Source organism: Pseudomonas sp. 57B-090624, assembly GCF_003234055.1.
GTDB classification, from domain to species: Bacteria; Pseudomonadota; Gammaproteobacteria; order Pseudomonadales; family Pseudomonadaceae; genus Metapseudomonas; species Metapseudomonas tohonis.
In genome coordinates, this window is sequence record NZ_QKRU01000037.1 from 32,791 (window position 1) to 51,667 (window position 18,877).

Consider the following 18,877-nt stretch of genomic DNA (forward strand, 5'->3'; position numbering starts at 1 on the left):
TACTCATGCTCCGGTTAGTTTTCGGCAGCAATGATAGGAAACGGCCAGTGACCACAGCTGAATAATAAACGGCCGTCCTATCTCAATAAGGGAAGGTCTGAAGTAACCCTGTATTTCCGGTCGACTTCAGCCCTTGCTGCTTTTGAAAGCGGGCCGTCGATCAAAATCGACCAGGTAACCCGCTCAGTTCTCCGTTTTTGGCCGCCGCGAGCACCTCGCAGCAGCCATTTTCCGCATTACAGGTGCACCTTTCCTGCGGTAGTCAGCAAATGTCGGCGCGCCATCCATAGGTTCGACAGCGCGAACAGCGTCACCAGCTGAGCGGTGTTCTTGGCCAGGCCACGGAAGCGCACCTTCACGTAACCGAACTGGCGCTTGATCACTCGAAACGGGTGCTCGACCTTCGCTCGCACTTGTGCCTTGGCCTTCTCGATCTTGCGCTTGGCTTTGTACAGGGCGCTGCGTTTATCGAGCTTCTTGTAGGTGCTGCGGCGTGCTGCGACCTGCCAGATCACTTCGCGGCCCGCATGTTCGGGGCGCTTTTCGACGCCGGTGTAGCCGGCATCGGCGCAGACGACGTTCTCGTTACCGTGCAGCAGTTTGTCGACCTGGGTGATATCGGGGTTTGGGGAGCAACGGAACAGAAAGTGCACTTAAGCCCAGCGCCTGCCCGCAAACCCTTGTGGCGTCTGGTTAGTTCGGGAAAACCAAGGTTTTGCCGAACTCTATCGAGGAATGGCTCGGTTCGTTAAGCTCCCCACGCTACGGTTCAAATAACTGGTACGCTTTATCAAAGTTCAACTATTACTAACGTAGTCGAGTAAACGGTACTTTTGATGAAGATCGGTTATGCGCGAGTGAGCACTCGGGATCAGAAAGCCGACCTACAAGTCGATGCCCTGAAACAGGCCGGGTGCGAACGCATCTACCAAGACATCGCCAGCGGCGCGAAAAGCGCCCGTCCGGAACTGGACAAACTGCTGGCCAACGTGCGTCCGGGTGATGCCGTGGTGATCTGGAAACTGGATCGCCTCGGGCGCTCGCTCAAGCACCTGGTCGAGCTGGTCGGCGAGCTGGCAGAGCGTAAGGTCGGCTTGCAGAGCCTGAATGACCCCATCGACACCACCCATGCCCAAGGCCGCCTGGTGTTCAACCTGTTCGCCTCGCTGGCCGAGTTCGAGCGCGAGCTGATCCGCGAGCGGACTCAGGCGGGCCTGTCGGCCGCACGGTCGCGGGGCCGGATCGGTGGCCGTCCCAAGGGTCTGCCCGCCAAGGCCGAGGCCACCGCCATGGCGGCGCAAACGCTGTACCGCGAGGGTCGCCTGAGCGTCAGCGCCATCGGCGAGAAGCTACACATCTCCAAGAGCACACTGTACAGCTACCTGCGCCACCGGGGTGTCGAGATCGGCGCATACCAGAAGAGCGCCCGGTCACGCGATCAGCAGATCACGGCCTCGTCGTCATCGCCGGCAGAGCCGCCCGCTGTCGAGCGGGTGGCCACCGTCACCCTGCGCCTGGCGGTGGTGAATAACAGCAAGTTCGTGCGCGGCCGGAAACGGGCCAAGGAGAACATCGAGCGCTACTGCCTGGAACCCTACGGCATGAAACGGCTGGAGTCGGGCCACTACGAGTTGGCCATTTCGTATCGAAGCGACGACGAGCTGGACAAGACCGTGCACGACCTGCTGACCGAGATCAGCCAGGAAGCCGACATGCGCAACTGCTTCATCGAGGCGGATGCCTGGGAAGAAGGCACCGAGCGCAGGTGGTAGGGCTTACGTTGGTTTTTGGTTCCATTGCTCCCCAAACCCCTGATTCAGTTCGATGAAGAGCGACGTCCAGTCGATCATGGTAAAACCCTGTCAAGTACTACGAGTGACGCATTGAGGTGTAACACATTACACCCGGTCCCACCTGAGAATCTACCCCTCAAGGTGCAAACAATTACACCACCATGAAAATCAAGGACATACGATTGAGCACCGACCACGACGCGCACGAACGAGGCGACATGAACATCGCAGAGACCTTGCGGAAGGCCAGGAAAAACAAGGGCCTGACTCAGAGACAGGTTGCAGAGCTGGCCGGTGTTTCCCTAGAGGCATACAAGGGGTGGGAAGGTGCAAGACACTCACCCCGCTCGGAGAACATTGCACCCTTGGCGCAAGCGCTAGGGATATCGACCGATGAGATCATGATGGAAGCGAAAAACAGGTCGATTTCAGAGGACCTGAGAGCGCTGTTCAACGCAGCGGACCGCCTTCCAGACGAGCAAAAGCGGCAGCTCCGCATGGCACTGAAAGGCATGCTGCTGGCGATGAGTCAGGAAGAGCTGGAAAAGGAGGATTGAGGTAAAAAAATGAGACAAAAGTCGGGTATTACCTATACCGACTTTCCCGGGCCGCGAAGTCAGCCCGGGAGCCCCTCAAAGCGTGCGCGTACGCCACGATGTGACGGCACGCTGGGCTAGATGGGCGGGTTTTTCCTCGGAGGTCTACGGGCCCGCAATGGGCCTTAACGGCGTGCTGTATGGGATGCCGCAGTGGGCAACTGAGGGTGATCATGGCGCGAGGTGGGCACGGAGCGGCGAAAAGTCTCCAGTTCGCGGACGTGCACCGAGGGGCGGGAGCTTCTGCTAGCAGCGGGCGAGATCCTGGACGAAACCTGCAGGTGAAATTGCTAGCAGATTTCGCCCTGGAACAGCAGCTCGAGCACGCAAACTGCTAGCTCAGAACGGGATAGGACCCCAGTCGGCATAGTCGCCGGAACGAATGGGGCTGTGCCAGAAACAGCTTTCGCCGAGGTCATCGAGCACATCAGCCTGATCGTCGGTGACACGGCCAAGGGCACGCAGCGACCTAACGGCATCGAGATAGTCACGGCTGTACAGGTTCAGCGCGTCCCAGGATTTCGCGAACCGAATGCGCCACAGCATGTGAACGAGCCTGTAGCTGTCATCACTGGTCATCAGGCGAACCTCCGGCCGGCCGGGCGCAGCACGTTGCTGGGATCGAACATATCGCCCTGCCCTGCTATTTCGGCCAACTGGATGGCGGCGCCGTGGGCGTCAGCGAGAACGCGCTGCAGCACGGCAACCTTATCCCGTTCCTTCGCGAGCTCACGGCGCAGGTCGCTGACCTGATCGCTGAGGTTGATGGCCATAGCTGCGCCTGCCATGAGCGCTTGTGATGCCGTGCCCTTGTCGGTGAGCACTTTGATGTTGCGCAGAACGTCGACATCGGGGTCGCGAATCGTGAGGGTTTTGCCTGACATGCTGTTTCTCCCTGCTAGCAATTTTGGTCCTGGATCGATCGCACCAGGTGCAAAAATGCTAGCACGACGCTGGAGTGAATTGCTAGCAATTTACAGCCCGGGCCGCGGGCGCCGGCGAACAAAATGCTAGCAATCGCTATCGGCAACCGCGGGACAAAGTGCTAGCGATTTTCGCCCTGGATCTGCAGCTGCAGAACGAAAAACGCTAGCACTAGAGGTCAAGGATCATCCTGCAGGCGTCCTGCAGGCGAGCAAGTCGGACATCGAACTGGAGTGCCTCATCGTCCAGTTGGGCGACCCTGGAGCGAAGGCGCCGGAGATCCGCAACGACGTTCGGGTAATCCTGCAGGATGTAACAGACAGCATCGGCGTCAGTGCCTGGCTTGGCGTAGAGCCTGGCTTCGCGGACGAGGTGGGGCGGGATCAGGAGGGGAATAGGGTCACTCATAATAGGCCCTATGTTAACCGACGCCCGGAGCTACGCATGGTCCGGACGCCGCTGAACATAAGGCCGCGCATTATGAGCAACCAAGGTTGTGGAGGCCTGAGTCAGTGGGCTCAGAATTTAAAGGCCAGAAACGGCCCCAGGAAGCGTTTAAAGCAAGGTTACGGCTAGACCGCGAACTCGGTCGTATTGGCGACTCCTTCGCTTGTCAGCTCGCTCGTCGCCGCCAATTCGACCTACGTAACTGGTATCAGCAGTCAGAGCCAGGTCGCTCCGCTCACTGGCGCAGACTGCTGACACCAGTCGAGCACGTGCGTGAGTGATCATGACGAAAGAACTTCGAGGATGGTGAGACCCGCAAGATCGACGTAATACGGGTCAGAGCCATCATCATCCTGCAAAAGCAAACTCGACTCGATGCCGTGCTCGATACTCCCGAGATTTACAGCCAGAACTGTAGAAATAGCGATCGATGATTCAGGCGCGAAGGGATAGCCATCCATATTGCATGCACTAACGAGCTGAGCATTACGGATACGCTTACCCATGAGAGTGAGAGGATGAAGAAGTGCCTTTCCGCGAATTGAACATGATATTTTTTCAAGTTCAGGCATGCACAGTAGCGCTTTCGGGAAAGCGTCTGCCGTTGCTGGTGCGGGACTAACTGTAAAATTTGCATTAGCCATTTCGATCTCCTACTTAGATCGCTATTGGTAGCCACCTTGGGGAGCGGCAACTCCCCAGGGCGGCATCTAGCCCCTCATGGGCTGGATTCACTTAGGCACGACCGCGACGCTCGTCGCGGGTCCCTCCCGCAAGCGGGAGCCCTCCCGCTTTGGCTTCACGGCCGGCCATGACTCATTAGCAAAGGAAGCGGCAACTCCCCTGCCCTCACCGCTCTGCGTCACGAACCGAAATAAGCTCCCCGTCGTAAGCTTTAGCGATGTCAATACCAAGACGCCTAAGGCGAGCCCGATGGACCTTCACAGCGCTTTTAGCAAGGTCAAAAGTCTTTCCCTCGCGCCACTGGACGGCATAAACAAAAGTTGCATTTGCCGAAGGTACGGACGAGGTAACTTCGGCAAGAATCGCGTCATGCAAATCGAGCAGCTTGATGGGGAGAGTGATCGTCATTTTTCGCTTTTGGCCGGTATGGATTTCCATTCTTTTATAAAGGTAGAGAAATGGGAGCGCAAGGGAAAAGTCTGCGATTGCATACCAAAGTGGGGGTGTAACAGCACCCCCACCGCGCTGCGTGCAACATGCTGAACGCAATGTTCAGCATTTCGAACTCTCGAGCGGCAAGAGCAATCCGATTGCGCACCACCATCGAGCCGCCCCGGCTGGGCTAGACCGGCGGGATTTTTCCTCGGAGATCTGCTGCACATGTGAATGCCTGGACGGCGTGCGCTATGTGCTGCCGCAGTACGCACCCGAGGGGTAATCATTGCGCGGGGTGGGTCTTGAGCGGCGGCGACGCCGAGTTCGCGGACGTGCACCGAGGGGCGGGGATTTCTGATAGCAGCTGGAGAGATCCTGGACGAAACCTGCAGGTGAAATTGCTAGCAGATTTAGCCCTGGAACAGCAGCTCGAGCACGGAAACTGCTAGCTCAAAACGGGATAGGGCCCCAGTCGGCATAGACGCCGGAGCGAATGGGACTGTGCCAGAAGCAGTTTTCGCCGAGATCATCGAGCACATCAGCTTGATCATCGGTGACGCGGCCAAGAGCACGAAGCGACCTAACGGCATCGAGATAGTCACGGCTGTACAGGTTGAGCGCGTCCCAAGATTTCGCGAACCGTATACGCCACAGCATGTGGACGAGCCTGTAACTGTCGTCACTTGTAATCACGGTCGATCCACTCCCGAAAAAGCTTCTTGGTCTGGTACCACGCCATCAAGCAGACGAACCCAATTGCAGCAATCGCCAGGACCGCCAGGAAGACACGGATAGGGTCCATTACATGAACCTCCGGCCGGACGGACGAAGCACGTTGCTGGGATCGAAGAGATCACCCTGCCCTGCAATTTCAGCCAACTGGACGGCGGCGCCATGGGCATCGGCGAGAACACGCTGCAGCACGGCCACCTTTTCCCGTTCCTTCGCGAGCTCATCACGGAGGTCTGCAACCTGATCACTCAAGCGGATAGCCAAGGCAGCACCGGCCATAAGCGCCTGCGATGCAGTGCCCTTGCCGGTAAGAATTTTGATGTTGCGCAGAACGTCAACGTCGGGATCGCGAATGGTGAGGGTTTTGCCTGACATGCTGTTTCTCCCTGCTAGCAATTTTGGTCCTGGATCGATCGCGCCAGGTGCAAAAATGCTAGCACGGCGAACAAATGGATTGCTAGCAATTTACAGCCCGGGCACCTGGCGCCGGCGAAGAAAATGCTAGCAATAGCCGTCGATAGCTTCATGGGCGGTGCTAGCAATTTTCGCCCTGGAGCAGCAGCTGCAGAACAAAAAACGCTAGCACTACAGGTCGAGGATCATTCTGCAGGCATCCTGCAGGCGAGCCAATCGGTCATCGAACTGCAGCGCCTCATCGTCCAGCTGGTGAACGCGAGCGCGAAGCCGGCGCAGATCGGCAACGAGGTTGGGATAATCCTGCAGGACGTAACAGACGGCATCCAAATCGGAACCGGGCTTTGCGTACAGACGGGCTTCACGGACGAGGTGCAGCGGGATCGGAAGGGAGACGGGGTCACTCATAATCGACCCTATGTTACGCGACGCCCGGAGCCGTTGGCATTGTCCGGACGGCGCTCAACATAAGGTCGCCATTATAGGTAATTTCGTATTTTCCCAGCAGGCGCCCAGGGCACAGATTTCAACGCCCAAGAATGTCCTTTGTCGCAGGACGATCACCGAATCGTCCTTCAATTGATGGTTATCTCCACCGACGATCATCAACCTTATTCTCCAACTTGTGCCGAGGCCACGATACCTTTGAGCGAGAAAATCGAGTCATTGAGGATCGGCAGGCCGTGGTCGCGCCAATGTAGCTACACGAACTCAATGACATGACCAAAGACCAGGCGATCGATCAGATTTCCCATGGCGCCACCAAGAGTCAATGCGAACCCCAGAAACACGTACATGGGCTGGGTCGTTCGCCGGATCAGCCCTATGACGATGGTCACAGCAGAAAGCAGCAATTGAAGCCCCCAAAAGCTGCGCCTGTGTTGTAGGAAAATTGCAGAGCCAGTGCGGGAAAAAGCTCAAGTAACTGAGAATATTCCAATAGTGCGTCCACCACATGTTTCGTGATCTGGTCCATGACTACGACAGAAACAGACAACGCCAAGAATACGAACTTCGCCCGCGCCTGAGAAATCAACTTGGCGCTCCTTGTTAAATGGCTTGCTTTGAAAATCGGGGGCAATAATTCCCGGTGTGTGAGAGCGCATGGCTATTACCTCCGCTCCTGGGTGGTCAATCCGCCCAACTCTGTTTTCGTTGAATATATTGGTCCGCCAACGTCCAGTTGCATTTCGATACATGACAACATCGTTGAGTTCGCCCTGAGCACGAAGATGTAAAAATACTGCGTGGTGTATCAAAAGATTTGACGTGACATGTCCAAGCCGCTTGGCATCAGGCCAAACATAATCCTCCTCCCCCCCCAGGTGTTGTTTGTTATGCAACATCCTGCTGACTTATTTTTCACGTTTTTTTGATACCCCGAATTTTAGACTACTTCTCTCACTATTCGAGCGTGCTGGAGCGACCAAACCCTCCGTATTGTGCCCAAGGAGTGTTTCTTGATACCGAACGATGAAGAGTCGATCAACCTCACCAAGGCTCTGGGGAAGGCGCTGAAGGAGTTCAGGATCAGCAAGGGTTTTTCACAGGCAGAGGTCGGACGTAGCCAGCACACGCTCAGCGTGTTGGAGAAAGGAAAGAAGGCAGTGTCTATCGACGATCTGGACTTCATCTCCACTTGCATCGGGGTTGCCCCGCTGACTGTCCTGGCTAGAGCGTACCTGATGCTCGACGATACGCTCGGCCCCGATGAGTTGTTGTCCCGAGTGATGGCTGAGCTGGATGCTCTTGCGCAAGCCGAAGTTTCAAGTTTTCCGCTGAAATGAGCGATCAAGTAAGCGCTTCACGCCAGCTTCATGAACCAATCAGATAGCGATGCACCCGGTCTATGCGTCGAGTGCGTTCGTATGCGCCAATTTTCTCCAGAACGGAGTGCCAGCCTGCATGCGGCCTCGCGATGAGTCCTAATAGATATGTTCAAGAAGATCTCGATTCGCCCTGAACTGCTTGCCTTTCTGACGAGCGCTCTATTTTTATCGTTTTATAATTTCCCTCTGTGGAAACATATCGCCAACATCGTCCCGTCCGATGTTGGTGGCATGCTTATGCGCATTGCATTCGGGGTGATGGTACTGGCCATCTTCAACTTTGTTCTGGTGCTGTTCTCGTTTCGCTGGGTCTTCAAGCCCCTCCTGATAACTCTCTTTCTGGCAAGTTCCGGCGCCGCCTATTTCATGAGCCAGTATGGCGTACTGATCGACGCCAATATGCTGCGCAATGTCATGGAAACAGACGTGAACGAGGTCCGCGGACTTCTCTCCCTGAAGTTCGCTCTGTTCGTGGTGCTCCTGGGAATACTGCCGTCTTGGTTGTTGTGGAAGTTACCGGTCAGGCATCAGAAGCTTGGGCGCGAACTGCTGGGCAAGTTGGCCATCGCCATCGCTTCACTTGTGGTGCTTGGCGTTGTAGCCCTGGCCAACTATCAAGGACTGGCCTCCCTCTTCCGCAACCACCACGAGTTGCGGCTGCTGGTGGTGCCCAGCAACTACCTGAACGCCTCGTTCGGCTACGTGCGCGAACAACTGGCGGTGGCCAAGGCACCGCTGCGCCCTATCGCGACCGATGCCCATAAGGCCCCTGCCTGGCAGTCCCACCAGCGTAAGTCCCTGACCGTGCTGGTCGTTGGCGAAAGTGCCCGGGCGAAGAACTTCGGCATCCTCGGTTATGAACGCGATACGACACCTGCCCTGAAGTCCCAGCCCGACGTCGTTGCATTCGCCAACGCGCGCTCCTGTGGCACAGAAACGGCGGTATCGGTGCCCTGCATGTTCTCCAACATGGGGCGCAGCGGCTATGACGCAGCCCAGGCCCGCAGCCAGGAAGGGCTGCTGGATGTACTCCAGCGCGCGGGCCTTGCGGTTACCTGGCGCGACAATCAGTCCGGCTGCAAGGGCACTTGTGATCGCGTGGCGCTGCAGGACCTGAGCCATGAGCAGGACCCGGCGCTGTGCAACACCGACGAGTGTCATGACGGAATCCTGCTCACGGGCCTGCAGGAGTACATCGACCAGATGAAGGACGATTCGGTGATCGTCCTGCACCAAGTGGGCAGCCATGGGCCCGAGTACTTCAAGCGCTATCCGAAGCAGTTCGAGAAATTCAGCCCGGTATGTACCAGCAATGCCCTGAACAACTGCAGCCAGGAAAGCATCATCAATGCCTACGACAACACTCTGGTCTACACCGACTACCTGCTGTCGAGCCTGATCGACCTGCTGAACAGGAACCAGGACCGCTTCGACACAGCGATGATCTACCTCTCCGACCACGGCGAATCCCTGGGCGAATACAACCTCTTCCTGCACGGGACGCCCTATCTGCTGGCCCCGGACCAGCAAAAGCACGTGCCGTTGCTAACATGGTTCTCCAAGAGCTACCAGCAGGATTTCGGGCTGGATCTCGAATGCCTGCGTATGGAACGCGACAAGGCGCTGAGCCACGACAATCTCTTCCACTCTGTTCTGGGTCTGCTGCAGATACAGACCAGTGAATACCGGGGCGGGCTCGACATGTTCTCGGCCTGCCGTGGCACCACGACAAACACTTCCGTGGCTATCGAATAGGAACGCATGGATGCTACGTATCAACTCCACCACCGCCACTACTTCTCCCCTCCTCGCCTGGCAACGCATCAGCCTATGTGCCCTCTACGGCTTGCTGGTGGTGCGCCTGATGCTCATGGGCTGGGTGCCCCTTACCGACACCACCGAAGCACGTTATGCCGAAATCGCCCGCAAGATGCTTGAAACCGGCAACTGGGTAACGCCGCTGCATGACTACGGCATTCCCTTCTGGGCCAAGCCGCCGCTTTCCACCTGGCTCTCCGCGCTCAGCATGGGGTTGCTGGGGCAGACCGAGTTCGCCGTACGGCTGCCTTCGCTGCTGCTGTCATTGGGTGTGCTGTGGTTGGTGGGGTCGCTGGTCTTTCGCCGGGCTGGCCGGGACATGGCGCTTATCACGGTGCTGATGCTCGCCAGCAGCCTGTTTTTTTTCGTGTCCGCCGGCGCGGTGATGACAGACCCGGCCCTGGTGTTCTGCACCACCCTGATCCTGGTCGCGTTCTGGCGCGCCGTGGTGGATGGCGATGGTATCTGGGGCTACGCGTTCTTCCTCGGCATTGGTCTGGGGTTGCTGGCAAAAGGGCCGATCGCCATTGTGCTGAGCGGCATGCCGCTCTTCTTCTGGGTGCTCCTGCGTCGGCAATGGCTGCCACTATGGCAACGCCTTCCTTGGGTCCGCGGCTCCCTGCTGGCAGCTCTGGTGGCGGTCCCCTGGTACATCTGGGCGGAGATACGCACGCCGGGCTTCCTCGACTATTTCATCATGGGCGAGCATGTGCAGCGTTTCCTGGACCCGGGCTGGCAAGGTGACAAATACGGCTTCGCCCATGCCACGCCGCACGGGATGATCTGGCTGTTCGCCGTGGCCGCCCTGCTCCCCTGGTCGCTGGTCGCTCCCTTGTGGATATGGCGCAGCCTCAAGCAGCCCCGGGCCCAGGCGGCCGACGATGGCGGCTGGTTGACCTTCCTGTTGCTCTGGGCCTGCTTGCCGCTGGCATTCTTCAGCCTGTCAGGGAATATCATCTTTCCCTACACGCTGCCCATGCTGCCCGCTGCCTGCCTGCTCTTCGCCGAACTCTGGAACCGCACCCGCCGGCACGACGCCCCTCCCCGGCTGCCCTGGCTGGCGATCGCCGTGGTGGTGCTTGGCATCGTCCTCATCTTGCTCCAGGCGGCGGTTCCGGAGCGCCTGCTGCGCACCCAGAAGGCCGTCATCGCTCAATGGCACGCCCTGCAGCCGGACGCCGACAGCCAGCTGATCTACTGGAGCAAGCGGCGGGAGTTCTCTTCGGAGTTCTATTCATCGGGGCGCACCCGCGCGACTCATGACGCCGAGGCTTTGAAGAGGCTGCTAGGCCCTGCGCGCAATTTCGTCGCAGTCAGCGCGGGGGATGTCTCCGAGTTGCCGAATGAACTCCAAAGCAGGCTTGAGCGCCTGGCGGAGATCAAGGTCAAGGGCGACACCGTCCTGATCCTGGGCGATGCACGCACGGAGCAAGAGACGCCAACCACTGGCAAGGAGATGCCCTGATGGATGCCTACGTAGAACCTGATCGCCTGGCCTGCAGCAACGGGGAACGTCCCAGGTCCCCCCTCGTCAGCTGCATAATTCCCGCCTTCAACGAAGCGGAGAACATCGGCGCCCTGTTGCGCACCCTGCATGGCTTGCTGACCGACCATGGTTACCGTCACGAGCTGCTGGTGGTGGAAGATGGCAGCCGCGACGGTACCGCATTACGGGTGCTCGATGAATGTGATTCGATGCCGGTGGTCCTGGTGCAGTTGTCGCGAAACTTCGGCAAGGAGATCGCGCTCACCGCCGGCATCGACCATGCCGAAGGTGATGTCGCGGTACTCATCGACGGGGATTTCCAACACCCTCCAGAGATGGTCCCGGTATTTCTGGAAAAGTGGCGTGCAGGGTACGACATGGTCTACGGTGTGCGCCCCGACCGTGTCGGAGAGAGCCTGATAAAGCGCCTCTTCACCCACGCCTTCTACATATTGGTCAACCTCGGCTCGCCTCAGCGCATTCCAGAGAACACCCAGGACTTCCGGGTGATGGACCGCTGTGTGATGGACGCCCTGCGGCAGATGCCCGAGCGAAACCGTTTCATGAAAGGGCTCTACAACTGGGTCGGCTTCTCGCAGCTGGCGATGGAGTGCGAGACCGCAGAGCGACGCGGTGGCAAGAGCAGCTTCAACTTCCGCCGCCTGCTGACCCTCGGCATGACGGGGCTCACCGCCTTCTCCAACATGCCGCTGCGCATCTGGACGCTCGCTGGTTGCTGCATCTCGCTGTGCTCGATCCTCTACGCCTGCTGGGAGCTGGGCCATACCCTGTTATTCGGAAACCCGGTTTCCGGCTGGCCGACCCTGTCGGTAGCCATCACCTTCCTCGGCGGCGTGCAGCTGTTTTCGGTCGGTATTCTGGGCGAGTACATCGGGCGCATCTTCGATGAGGTGAAGCAGCGCCCTACCTATCTGGTTCGGCAGGTTTCTCGACATCGCCCGAGAGCTGGTCAATGAGCCGACAGTTGTTCTGGTTCAGCGTGGTCGGTTTGCTGGCGATGTTCGTGCACTTCACCCTGGTCGCCGGGTTGCTTGTTCCCGCCGGCCTGGCCCCCCTGCAGGCCAATGTCCTGGGGTTCCTGCTGGCCTTTACCCTCAGTTACTGGGGCCACCGGACCCGGACATTCGACGCCAGCCACGTCCCTCATGCCAAGGCGTTGCCGCGTTTTTTCCTGGTGTCGTGCCTGGGATTCTGTCTGAACGAGGCCCTGTACTTCCTCACGCTGCGCTTCACCCAGCTCGGCTACAGGGAAGCCCTGTTGTTGGTGTTGGTGGCCGTCGCGGGCGTGACCTTCCTGCTCGGTCGCTTCTGGGCCTTTCACGGACCGCGCCCAACATGAAGAAGATCATCCTGTGCGCCGATGATTTCGCGCTCTCGGCGACGAGTAGCGAACGTATCCTTCGGCTGATGGAGCTCGGCCGCATCTCGGCTACGAGCGTCATGAGCCAGTCCCCCCTCTGGCCATCGCTTGCGCCTGGCTTGGCGGCCCAGGCTGAAACTGCCAGGCTCGATATTGGCCTGCATTTCAACCTGACCCATCCCTTCGACGACGGCGCACGCCCCCTCTCCCACTGGTTGCTGCTCAGCCAGGCACGGCGTCTTTCCGGCGACTGGTTGCGAGACCGCATGCTGGAGCAGATCGACCTGTTCTCGGGCCATTTCCAGCGCTTGCCGGATTTCATCGACGGTCATCAGCATGTGCATGCCTTCCCGGTCATTCGCGAGGCCCTGTTCAAGGCGGTTAGCCTGCGCTGGGGCACAGCTCCGAAGCCCTATCTGCGAGGTCCGGACAGGCTTGGCCATGCAGGGCGCGCGTGGTTCAAGGCGGGCGTGCTCAAAGCCATGTGCATGGGCTTTTCAGCGCGTGCTTCTGCTCTGGGGTATGCGCTGCCGGCGTGGTTCGGCGGCCTCTACAGCCTGGACTCGTCAGCTGGTTTCCCGCACCTGATGGCACAGTGGCTGGCACTGGCCCCAACGCGCGCCCTGTTGATGTGCCACCCCGGCGACAACGAGGCCGGAGACGCCATCGGACCGGCACGGTCCTGGGAGTACCACTACCTGGGTAGCAACGAATTCCTCGAGCATTGCCTGGAGAACCGGGTGCTCCTCACCGGCTTCCGCGGATAACACGTTTCCACCCTCCCCCACTGCGCCTTGACCCCGACAGGAGAGCCTGCTTGATATTCCTACCCAGCAAGCAGCCGCTTGAGCGGCGAATCATCACCGCGTTCGTCCTGATGACGTTGATCGTCAGCGGCATGTTCTGCCTGGGGATCGTCGCTATCGTGCACTTCCTGGAAGAGCACCTGGTATCTGAGGAACTGGTCCGGGAGCTGGATTTCACCATCAACGAAGAGCCCAAGATCGAGCAGGCATCTCGTATCCATGCCAACACGCGCTACTACAGCACCCGCTCAGGCAACCTGGCCATACCTCAGCGTTTCCTGGGGCTCCCCGAGGGGTTCTCCGAAATGGTCGATGGCAAGGAAGCCTTCTATGTCTACAAGCGCAGCCATAAGGGGCATGAAGACCTACTCGTGGAGGACCAGCACGAGTTCGAGGCGCGCGAGCAGACGATGTTCGATGTTGTGCTCGCTGGATTCATTCTCAGTGTCATTGGGTCCTGGGGGCTGGGTCGGCTGCTTGCCCGCAAGGTGATGATCCCGGTGCGCCGGCTTGCACAGCAGGTCCGCCATCGCGATCAGTTGCTCCCCGTCGCGCCTCGGCTGGCACCTGACTACCCCGACGACGAGATAGGCCACCTGGCCGCAGCCTTCGACGAGACACTGGGGCAACTGCGCCTCTCGCTCGAGCGTGAGCGGCTGTTCACCAGCGATGTCAGCCACGAATTGCGCACACCGTTGATGATCGTGAGCACCTCGTGCGAGCTCCTTCGTGAGACACCGCATCTGACGCCGGCCGACCAGGCGTTGATAGCCCGTATCGTGCGCGCGACTGCTGAAATGAACGACCTGGTGCAGACCTTTCTGCGACTCGCCCGTGCCGGCCAGGGAAACAGCGTCCAGGGCGACAAGGTCGCTCTGGAAAATATCGCTGTCGAGCAGTATCGGTTGTGGAGCCCGCAATTCGAAGCAAAGGGGCTCTTGTTCACGATCGAGGAAGAAGGGACGAGCCGAGGTCGATACGAGAGCCCACAACTACGTACGGTGATGTCCAACCTGCTCCGGAATGCCCTGCACTACACCGAAACGGGCAGCGTCAAACTCATCCTCATGGCAGAAGGCTTTCGTGTCGAGGACAGTGGACAAGGGATCCCGGAGGAGGAGCAGGAACGGATATTCCAAAGCTTCGTGCGCGGCCAGCAGACCCGGGGCGAGGGGTTGGGCCTCGGCCTTTCGCTGGTCAAGCGAATATGCCAGCAGCAGGGATGGGAAGTTTCCCTGGAGTCCAGCCTGGCGACCGGCAGTTGCTTCATCGTGAAGCTGGGCATGGGGGGTTGACACAATTTTCACGTGCTTTTGACTTCGCCTGTACGGCGCTCCACCTAGATTGGCTCACTCATACATGGAGTGGAGCCTAAATGTCACAGCCTCGGACGAAGCACTTTGTGCTGGACTTCTCGGGTGTCAAAGCGCTTAGGGCCGACGGTGAAACGCCCATCGGGCGACCTGGCCCAGGCATGGCCGGCCGTCTCACCGCATGGCGCGAAGAGCGCCTGGTACGGCGGGCATTGAGCGACGCCGGCGAGCCCAACCTGGTGCTCAACCTGTCGTCCAGGAGCGGGCACCTCTGGCAGGTACTGACCCGCCACCCCAACCGGATCGTCATCGTGGGCGATGACCTCGCCGGTGCCTCGGCCCAGAGCCGTACGACCCGGAATCCGGGCGTTGCAGGACAGGTCGCGGTTCAGTACCCACCCCTGCACATCGATCTTGGCGAGAACGCCGTGGATTCGATCTTCTGCCTTCGTGTCCTGCAACGCATCGAGAATCCACAGTCACGCCTGCAGGTCCTGCGCGAACTGCATCGGGTTACCCGCGACACCCTGATCATCTCGCTCTGGATCGACGGCAACTATCAGGCCTGGAGGCGCAAGCGCCTGGAATCGCAACGGACCCTGGAAAGAGGACAGTCGGCCCGCATCGTCGTGCCCAGGCGACAGATCGAAGAGGAATTCCAGGACGTTGGCTTCACCGTCCTCTCTCACATGGACCTGCTGCCCGGGTACTCGATGTGGCGTTTCTACATTCTGCGGAAAACATCCTGAGGTGCAGGTATGACATTGGCTGCCAGCTCGAAATGGACGCGCAACCCTTCGCAGGCGAGGACTGCATCCATCCCATCCCGGCCGTACAGCCGGAGAACCAGCCGAGCGCTGGCATTGATAGCCCTGGTGTTGCTACTGGCCGCCTATCCGGCGTGGCGCCACTTCTATCCGGCCACGGCCGCGCATGGTTGGACCTACGACGTCCACCTGACATCCATCGAACGCGCCAGTGCGCTGCTTCCAGACGGTAATGGCGGGCTGTTCGTAAGCCAGGAGATCCAGGACAGAAAAGGGAGCATTCTGCATGTGGGGCGTGATGGTCAGCGGCAACATCTGGTGACGGGTCTGTCCAAGCCGGATGGCATGCTTCGTTATCGGGGCGGAGTGGCCTTCACCCAGGAACAGGGCAAGCATCCCGTGCTGTGGATGGACGAGCAAAGTACCCGGTCGCTTTTCACTGCCGATAGCGTCGAGGGAATGGCCACCGATGGGCACTATCTCTACGCGGTAGAAGATCTCCACGGTACAGGGCGCCTGCTCCGCTACGACTTCGAGACGAATGAAGTCACCGCGCTACGTACGGGCCTGGATGAGGCGGAATCGGTGGCCCACTGCCCGGACGGGCGTCTGTTCTACACCGAGAAAACCCACGGCCATGTCCGCCAGTTGCTCGCCGATGGCTCCGACCCTGTGGTGCTGGACGGTCTGCGCGAGCCCGGCTTCCTTCTGTGCAATCTCGAAGGGCTTTGGATCACCGAGGATGCGACCCATATGGCCCGGGTCTTCCTCTGGGAAGGGTTGAGTGACCTGAAGGTGGTTCTCTCTCACCTGCGCTCCCCGCAGACGATCGTCGAGGCGACGCCTGGGCAATACCTGGTGGCTGAACAGGGACGCGACCGCGTGCTTGAGCTCGGGCGCCTCTAGGTCTGGCAATTTCGCGGAACATCGCCCACTCATCGCCGCGCGTGCTCCGGCCCCGATGCTTTTTGGCCAATCAGGCAATGATCGGCTATTAGCTGGGAGTAACGAATTTTTCACGAGTGGATGGCTAGTTTGGCTGACCGGCGCATGGAGTGAGTAGGAACACTCGCAACGATGCCATTCAGGAACAAGGGACGGGCGGGAGCTGAATGAAGATATCCATTTTCGGAACGGGCTATGTCGGCCTGACTCAGGCGGCGTGCCTGGCAGAAGTCGGGCATAGCGTCTGCTGCGTCGACATCGACGTCGAACGCATCGCCTTGCTCGCTCAAGGGCGCTCCCCGATCTACGAGCCCGGGCTCGAGGCCCTGCTCCAGGGCAACATCGCCGCTGGACGCCTCCACTTCACAACCAGTGCCCATGAGGGCGTAGCTTTCGCCAAGGTCATCTACATCTCCGTAGGCACCCCACCCGACGAGGATGGCAGCGCTGACATGAGGCATGTCTTTGCCGTGGCCCGCACCATTGCCGAGCACGCCATCGAAGACAAGGTGGTGATCAACAAGTCCACCTCCCCCGTGGGCACCGTGAAGCGCATCGGCGCGCTCATCGACGCTGCCCTGGTCGCCCAGGGGAGCCAGCTGCGCATCCAAGTGGTCTCCAACCCTGAGTTCCTCAAGGAAGGCTCGGCCGTCGACGACTGCATGCGCCCCGAGCGGATCATCATCGGCATCGACGGCGAATGTGACCTCGGGCTGTTCCGGGAGATCAACAAGCCCTTCAGCCGGCATCGGGAGAAACTCATCTTCATGGACAGCCGCAGTGCCGAGCTGACCAAGTATGCGGCGAACTGCATGCTAGCCACCAAGATTTCCTTCATCAACGAAATGGCCAATCTCGCAGAGCGCCTGGGCGCCGATATCGAGATGGTGCGCAAGGGGATCGGTTCCGACCCGCGGATCGGCTACGACTTCATCTACCCCGGCTGCGGTTATGGCGGCTCCTGCTTCCCCAAGGACATCCGGGCCCTGCAGCGTACCGCCATGGACATCGGCTATCGCCCCGCGCTCCTGGAAGCGGTGGAGTCGGTGAACCAGCAGCAGAAGCACAAGGTGTTCCAGAACATCGAGCGACATTACCAGGGCGACCTGCGCGGCAAGACATTTGCGCTCTGGGGACTGTCCTTCAAACCCAACACCAACGACATGCGCGAAGCACCGAGCCGGGTACTGCTGGAATCGCTCTGGGCAGTAGGCGCCCGCGTCCAGGCGTTCGACCCCGAAGCCATGGATGAGGCCCGGAGGCTCTATGGCGACCGCCTCGGCCTGCAACTGACCGACACCAAGGAGGCGGCACTGGAGGGTGCAAACGCCCTGGTCATCCTCACCGAGTGGCTGAACTTCCGCATAGCCGACTTCGCCCTGATCCGTGAACGGCTGGTCGACAGGGTCGTCTTCGACGGGCGCAATATCTTCGAGCCCGTGCAACTGGCACGTGAGGACCTCAGCTATTACTCGATCGGGCGCGCCGTCGCCGGGGCTTCCCGTTGAGGTTCCTGGTCACCGGCGCCGCCGGCTTCATCGGTTTCCACACAGCCATGCGTCTCTGCCGGTCCGGGCACCAGGTGGTGGGCGTCGACAACCTCAACGACTACTACAGCGTCGACCTCAAGCGGGCCCGTCTCGAGGAACTGCTCCACGGCGCGCCGGGGTTCGAGTTCCACAAGCTAGACATCGCCGATCGCCAAGGCATGCAGGCCCTGTTCGACCGCCAGCGCTTCGACCGGGTCATCCATCTCGCCGCGCAGGCGGGCGTGCGCTATTCGCTGGAGAACCCCCACGTCTATGTCGACGCCAACCTGGGCGGCTTCATCAACGTGCTCGAGGGCTGCCGCCAGACCAAGGTCGGCCACCTGGTCTATGCCTCCAGCAGTTCGGTGTATGGCATGAATGCCAAGGTTCCCTTTGCCATCGGAGACACGGTCGACGACCCGATCTCGCTCTATGCCGCGACCAAGCGCGCCAACGAACTGATGGCGCACAGCTATGCGCACCTGTATCGCATCCCCTTGACCGGGCTGCGATTCTTCACCGTCTACGGCCCATGGGGCCGTCCCGACATGGCGCCCTTCAAGTTCACCAAGGCAGTGCTAGAACGACGCCCTATAGAGATCTACAACCACGGCGACATGTCGCGGGACTTCACCTACATCGACGATGTCGTAGAAGGCATCGTCCGTGTCCAGGCTTGCCCTCCCCCCTATGCGGACGAGCCCGAGCAACGTCGCCAGGGCCCGACCGACCGCCTGTTCAACATCGGCCTCGGCTCGCCCGTCAGGCTGCTGGAATTCGTCGAATGCATCGAATCGGCCACCGGCATGGCCGCCATACGGCAGTTGCGGCCCATGCAGCCGGGCGATGTCCCGCAGACCTGGGCGGAGGTCAGCGCGCTGGCCGAGCGCACGGGGTTCCGCCCCACCACATCGCTGCGCGAAGGCGTCGGACGCTTCGTCGATTGGTATCGGGGGTTCTATGGTATCTGAGCCCATC

Annotated in this window: 21 protein-coding genes and 2 pseudogenes; 13 read left to right on the plus strand and 10 right to left on the minus strand. The window is 59.7% G+C overall.

Annotated features, from left to right (window positions below; genetic code table 11):
• Positions 1-236 precede the first annotated feature (236 nt).
• Positions 237-620, minus strand: a pseudogene (locus DMX10_RS18100) (transposase); the annotation flags it as partial.
• A 216-nt stretch (positions 621-836) separates the two neighbouring features.
• Here DMX10_RS18100 and DMX10_RS18110 point away from each other — a divergent pair.
• Both DMX10_RS18110 and DMX10_RS18115 read left to right on the plus strand, forming a co-directional pair.
• Complete coding sequence (locus DMX10_RS18110; protein WP_003089068.1) at positions 837-1,772, plus strand: recombinase family protein; 936 nt, start codon at positions 837-839, stop codon at positions 1,770-1,772.
• 203 nt (positions 1,773-1,975) lie between these two features.
• Positions 1,976-2,350: a helix-turn-helix domain-containing protein gene (locus DMX10_RS18115; protein ID WP_178082976.1), complete on the plus strand. Its 375-nt coding sequence runs from the start codon at positions 1,976-1,978 to the stop codon at positions 2,348-2,350.
• A gap of 378 nt (positions 2,351-2,728) precedes the next feature.
• On the opposite strand, the gene DMX10_RS18120 is transcribed toward DMX10_RS18115, so the two are convergent.
• The 9 genes and pseudogenes from DMX10_RS18120 to DMX10_RS32535 form a co-directional block, all read right to left on the minus strand.
• Positions 2,729-2,968, minus strand: coding sequence for a hypothetical protein (locus DMX10_RS18120; protein WP_111262349.1), 240 nt, complete (start codon positions 2,966-2,968; stop codon positions 2,729-2,731).
• Positions 2,968-3,273, minus strand: a complete 306-nt coding sequence (locus DMX10_RS18125; RefSeq protein ID WP_111262350.1) for a hypothetical protein — start codon at positions 3,271-3,273, stop codon at positions 2,968-2,970. Before DMX10_RS18125 ends, DMX10_RS18120 begins: the two co-directional genes overlap by 1 nt.
• A 768-nt stretch (positions 3,274-4,041) precedes the next feature.
• Positions 4,042-4,404 carry a hypothetical protein gene (locus DMX10_RS32530; RefSeq protein ID WP_146603027.1) on the minus strand — a complete coding sequence of 121 codons (363 nt, stop codon included), beginning with the start codon at positions 4,402-4,404 and terminating at the stop codon, positions 4,042-4,044.
• Between the two features lie 205 nt (positions 4,405-4,609).
• Positions 4,610-4,852: a phage/plasmid replication protein gene (locus DMX10_RS18135; RefSeq protein ID WP_218281327.1), complete on the minus strand. Its 243-nt coding sequence runs from the start codon at positions 4,850-4,852 to the stop codon at positions 4,610-4,612.
• Positions 4,853-5,329: 477 nt separating this feature from the next.
• Positions 5,330-5,536, minus strand: a complete 207-nt coding sequence (locus tag DMX10_RS18140) for a hypothetical protein (protein WP_146603028.1) — start codon at positions 5,534-5,536, stop codon at positions 5,330-5,332.
• Between the two features lie 144 nt (positions 5,537-5,680).
• Entirely contained in the window at positions 5,681-5,986 is a 306-nt protein-coding gene (locus DMX10_RS18145) for a hypothetical protein (RefSeq protein WP_111262354.1), read from the minus strand.
• 210 nt (positions 5,987-6,196) lie between these two features.
• Positions 6,197-6,433: a hypothetical protein gene (locus tag DMX10_RS18150; protein ID WP_111262355.1), complete on the minus strand. Its 237-nt coding sequence runs from the start codon at positions 6,431-6,433 to the stop codon at positions 6,197-6,199.
• Between the two features lie 293 nt (positions 6,434-6,726).
• Positions 6,727-7,001: pseudogene (locus DMX10_RS33645) on the minus strand (signal peptidase II).
• Positions 6,943-7,371 (minus strand): hypothetical protein, encoded by a 429-nt coding sequence (locus tag DMX10_RS32535; protein ID WP_146603029.1) that lies wholly within the window; start codon positions 7,369-7,371, stop codon positions 6,943-6,945. Before DMX10_RS32535 ends, DMX10_RS33645 begins: the two are co-directional and overlap by 59 nt.
• A 114-nt stretch (positions 7,372-7,485) precedes the next feature.
• Between DMX10_RS32535 and DMX10_RS18165 the strand changes: the two genes are divergently transcribed.
• From DMX10_RS18165 to DMX10_RS18215, 11 genes are all read left to right on the plus strand, one after another.
• A complete protein-coding gene (locus DMX10_RS18165; RefSeq protein WP_111262358.1) occupies positions 7,486-7,812 on the plus strand; it encodes a helix-turn-helix domain-containing protein in 327 nt (108 codons plus the stop codon).
• A 147-nt stretch (positions 7,813-7,959) separates the two neighbouring features.
• The gene (locus DMX10_RS18170) at positions 7,960-9,609 is read left to right on the plus strand and encodes a phosphoethanolamine transferase (RefSeq protein WP_111262359.1); all 1,650 of its coding nucleotides are present in this window, start codon (positions 7,960-7,962) and stop codon (positions 9,607-9,609) included.
• A 10-nt stretch (positions 9,610-9,619) separates the two neighbouring features.
• Entirely contained in the window at positions 9,620-11,137 is a 1,518-nt protein-coding gene (locus DMX10_RS18175; RefSeq protein ID WP_111262360.1) for a glycosyltransferase family 39 protein, read from the plus strand.
• Positions 11,137-12,135, plus strand: coding sequence for a glycosyltransferase family 2 protein (locus DMX10_RS18180; RefSeq protein WP_111262361.1), 999 nt, complete (start codon positions 11,137-11,139; stop codon positions 12,133-12,135). The genes DMX10_RS18175 and DMX10_RS18180 overlap by 1 nt, the downstream gene beginning before the upstream one ends.
• Positions 12,132-12,518: a GtrA family protein gene (locus DMX10_RS18185; protein ID WP_111262362.1), complete on the plus strand. Its 387-nt coding sequence runs from the start codon at positions 12,132-12,134 to the stop codon at positions 12,516-12,518. Before DMX10_RS18180 ends, DMX10_RS18185 begins: the two co-directional genes overlap by 4 nt.
• Positions 12,515-13,306 carry a ChbG/HpnK family deacetylase gene (locus DMX10_RS18190; protein ID WP_111262363.1) on the plus strand — a complete coding sequence of 264 codons (792 nt, stop codon included), beginning with the start codon at positions 12,515-12,517 and terminating at the stop codon, positions 13,304-13,306. Before DMX10_RS18185 ends, DMX10_RS18190 begins: the two co-directional genes overlap by 4 nt.
• A 110-nt stretch (positions 13,307-13,416) precedes the next feature.
• The gene (locus DMX10_RS18195; protein WP_111262381.1) at positions 13,417-14,640 is read left to right on the plus strand and encodes a HAMP domain-containing sensor histidine kinase; all 1,224 of its coding nucleotides are present in this window, start codon (positions 13,417-13,419) and stop codon (positions 14,638-14,640) included.
• 179 nt (positions 14,641-14,819) lie between these two features.
• Positions 14,820-15,407 (plus strand): class I SAM-dependent methyltransferase, encoded by a 588-nt coding sequence (locus DMX10_RS18200; RefSeq protein WP_146603030.1) that lies wholly within the window; start codon positions 14,820-14,822, stop codon positions 15,405-15,407.
• A gap of 9 nt (positions 15,408-15,416) precedes the next feature.
• Entirely contained in the window at positions 15,417-16,331 is a 915-nt protein-coding gene (locus DMX10_RS18205; protein ID WP_236204885.1) for a hypothetical protein, read from the plus strand.
• 206 nt (positions 16,332-16,537) lie between these two features.
• Positions 16,538-17,878, plus strand: a complete 1,341-nt coding sequence (locus DMX10_RS18210) for a UDP-glucose/GDP-mannose dehydrogenase family protein (RefSeq protein ID WP_111262365.1) — start codon at positions 16,538-16,540, stop codon at positions 17,876-17,878.
• Entirely contained in the window at positions 17,875-18,870 is a 996-nt protein-coding gene (locus tag DMX10_RS18215; RefSeq protein WP_111262366.1) for an NAD-dependent epimerase, read from the plus strand. Before DMX10_RS18210 ends, DMX10_RS18215 begins: the two co-directional genes overlap by 4 nt.
• The last annotated feature ends 7 nt before the right edge of the window (positions 18,871-18,877 follow it).

What these genes read in the sequence shown, in the direction of transcription:
- DMX10_RS18110 (WP_003089068.1), top strand. Translation starts at nt 837, where the DNA reads ATGAAGATCGGTTATGCGCGAGTGAGCACTCGGGATCAGAAAGCCGAC.
- DMX10_RS18120 (WP_111262349.1), bottom strand. Translation starts at nt 2,968, where the DNA reads ATGACCAGTGATGACAGCTACAGGCTCGTTCACATGCTGTGGCGCATT.
- DMX10_RS18125 (WP_111262350.1), bottom strand. Translation starts at nt 3,273, where the DNA reads ATGTCAGGCAAAACCCTCACGATTCGCGACCCCGATGTCGACGTTCTG.
- DMX10_RS32530 (WP_146603027.1), bottom strand. Translation starts at nt 4,404, where the DNA reads ATGGCTAATGCAAATTTTACAGTTAGTCCCGCACCAGCAACGGCAGAC.
- DMX10_RS18135 (WP_218281327.1), bottom strand. Translation starts at nt 4,852, where the DNA reads ATGACGATCACTCTCCCCATCAAGCTGCTCGATTTGCATGACGCGATT.
- DMX10_RS18140 (WP_146603028.1), bottom strand. Translation starts at nt 5,536, where the DNA reads ATGCTGTGGCGTATACGGTTCGCGAAATCTTGGGACGCGCTCAACCTG.
- DMX10_RS18145 (WP_111262354.1), bottom strand. Translation starts at nt 5,986, where the DNA reads ATGTCAGGCAAAACCCTCACCATTCGCGATCCCGACGTTGACGTTCTG.
- DMX10_RS18150 (WP_111262355.1), bottom strand. Translation starts at nt 6,433, where the DNA reads ATGAGTGACCCCGTCTCCCTTCCGATCCCGCTGCACCTCGTCCGTGAA.
- DMX10_RS32535 (WP_146603029.1), bottom strand. Translation starts at nt 7,371, where the DNA reads ATGTTGCATAACAAACAACACCTGGGGGGGGAGGAGGATTATGTTTGG.
- DMX10_RS18170 (WP_111262359.1), top strand. Translation starts at nt 7,960, where the DNA reads ATGTTCAAGAAGATCTCGATTCGCCCTGAACTGCTTGCCTTTCTGACG.
- DMX10_RS18175 (WP_111262360.1), top strand. Translation starts at nt 9,620, where the DNA reads ATGCTACGTATCAACTCCACCACCGCCACTACTTCTCCCCTCCTCGCC.
- DMX10_RS18180 (WP_111262361.1), top strand. Translation starts at nt 11,137, where the DNA reads ATGGATGCCTACGTAGAACCTGATCGCCTGGCCTGCAGCAACGGGGAA.
- DMX10_RS18185 (WP_111262362.1), top strand. Translation starts at nt 12,132, where the DNA reads ATGAGCCGACAGTTGTTCTGGTTCAGCGTGGTCGGTTTGCTGGCGATG.
- DMX10_RS18190 (WP_111262363.1), top strand. Translation starts at nt 12,515, where the DNA reads ATGAAGAAGATCATCCTGTGCGCCGATGATTTCGCGCTCTCGGCGACG.
- DMX10_RS18195 (WP_111262381.1), top strand. Translation starts at nt 13,417, where the DNA reads ATGACGTTGATCGTCAGCGGCATGTTCTGCCTGGGGATCGTCGCTATC.
- DMX10_RS18200 (WP_146603030.1), top strand. Translation starts at nt 14,820, where the DNA reads ATGGCCGGCCGTCTCACCGCATGGCGCGAAGAGCGCCTGGTACGGCGG.
- DMX10_RS18205 (WP_236204885.1), top strand. Translation starts at nt 15,417, where the DNA reads ATGACATTGGCTGCCAGCTCGAAATGGACGCGCAACCCTTCGCAGGCG.
- DMX10_RS18210 (WP_111262365.1), top strand. Translation starts at nt 16,538, where the DNA reads ATGAAGATATCCATTTTCGGAACGGGCTATGTCGGCCTGACTCAGGCG.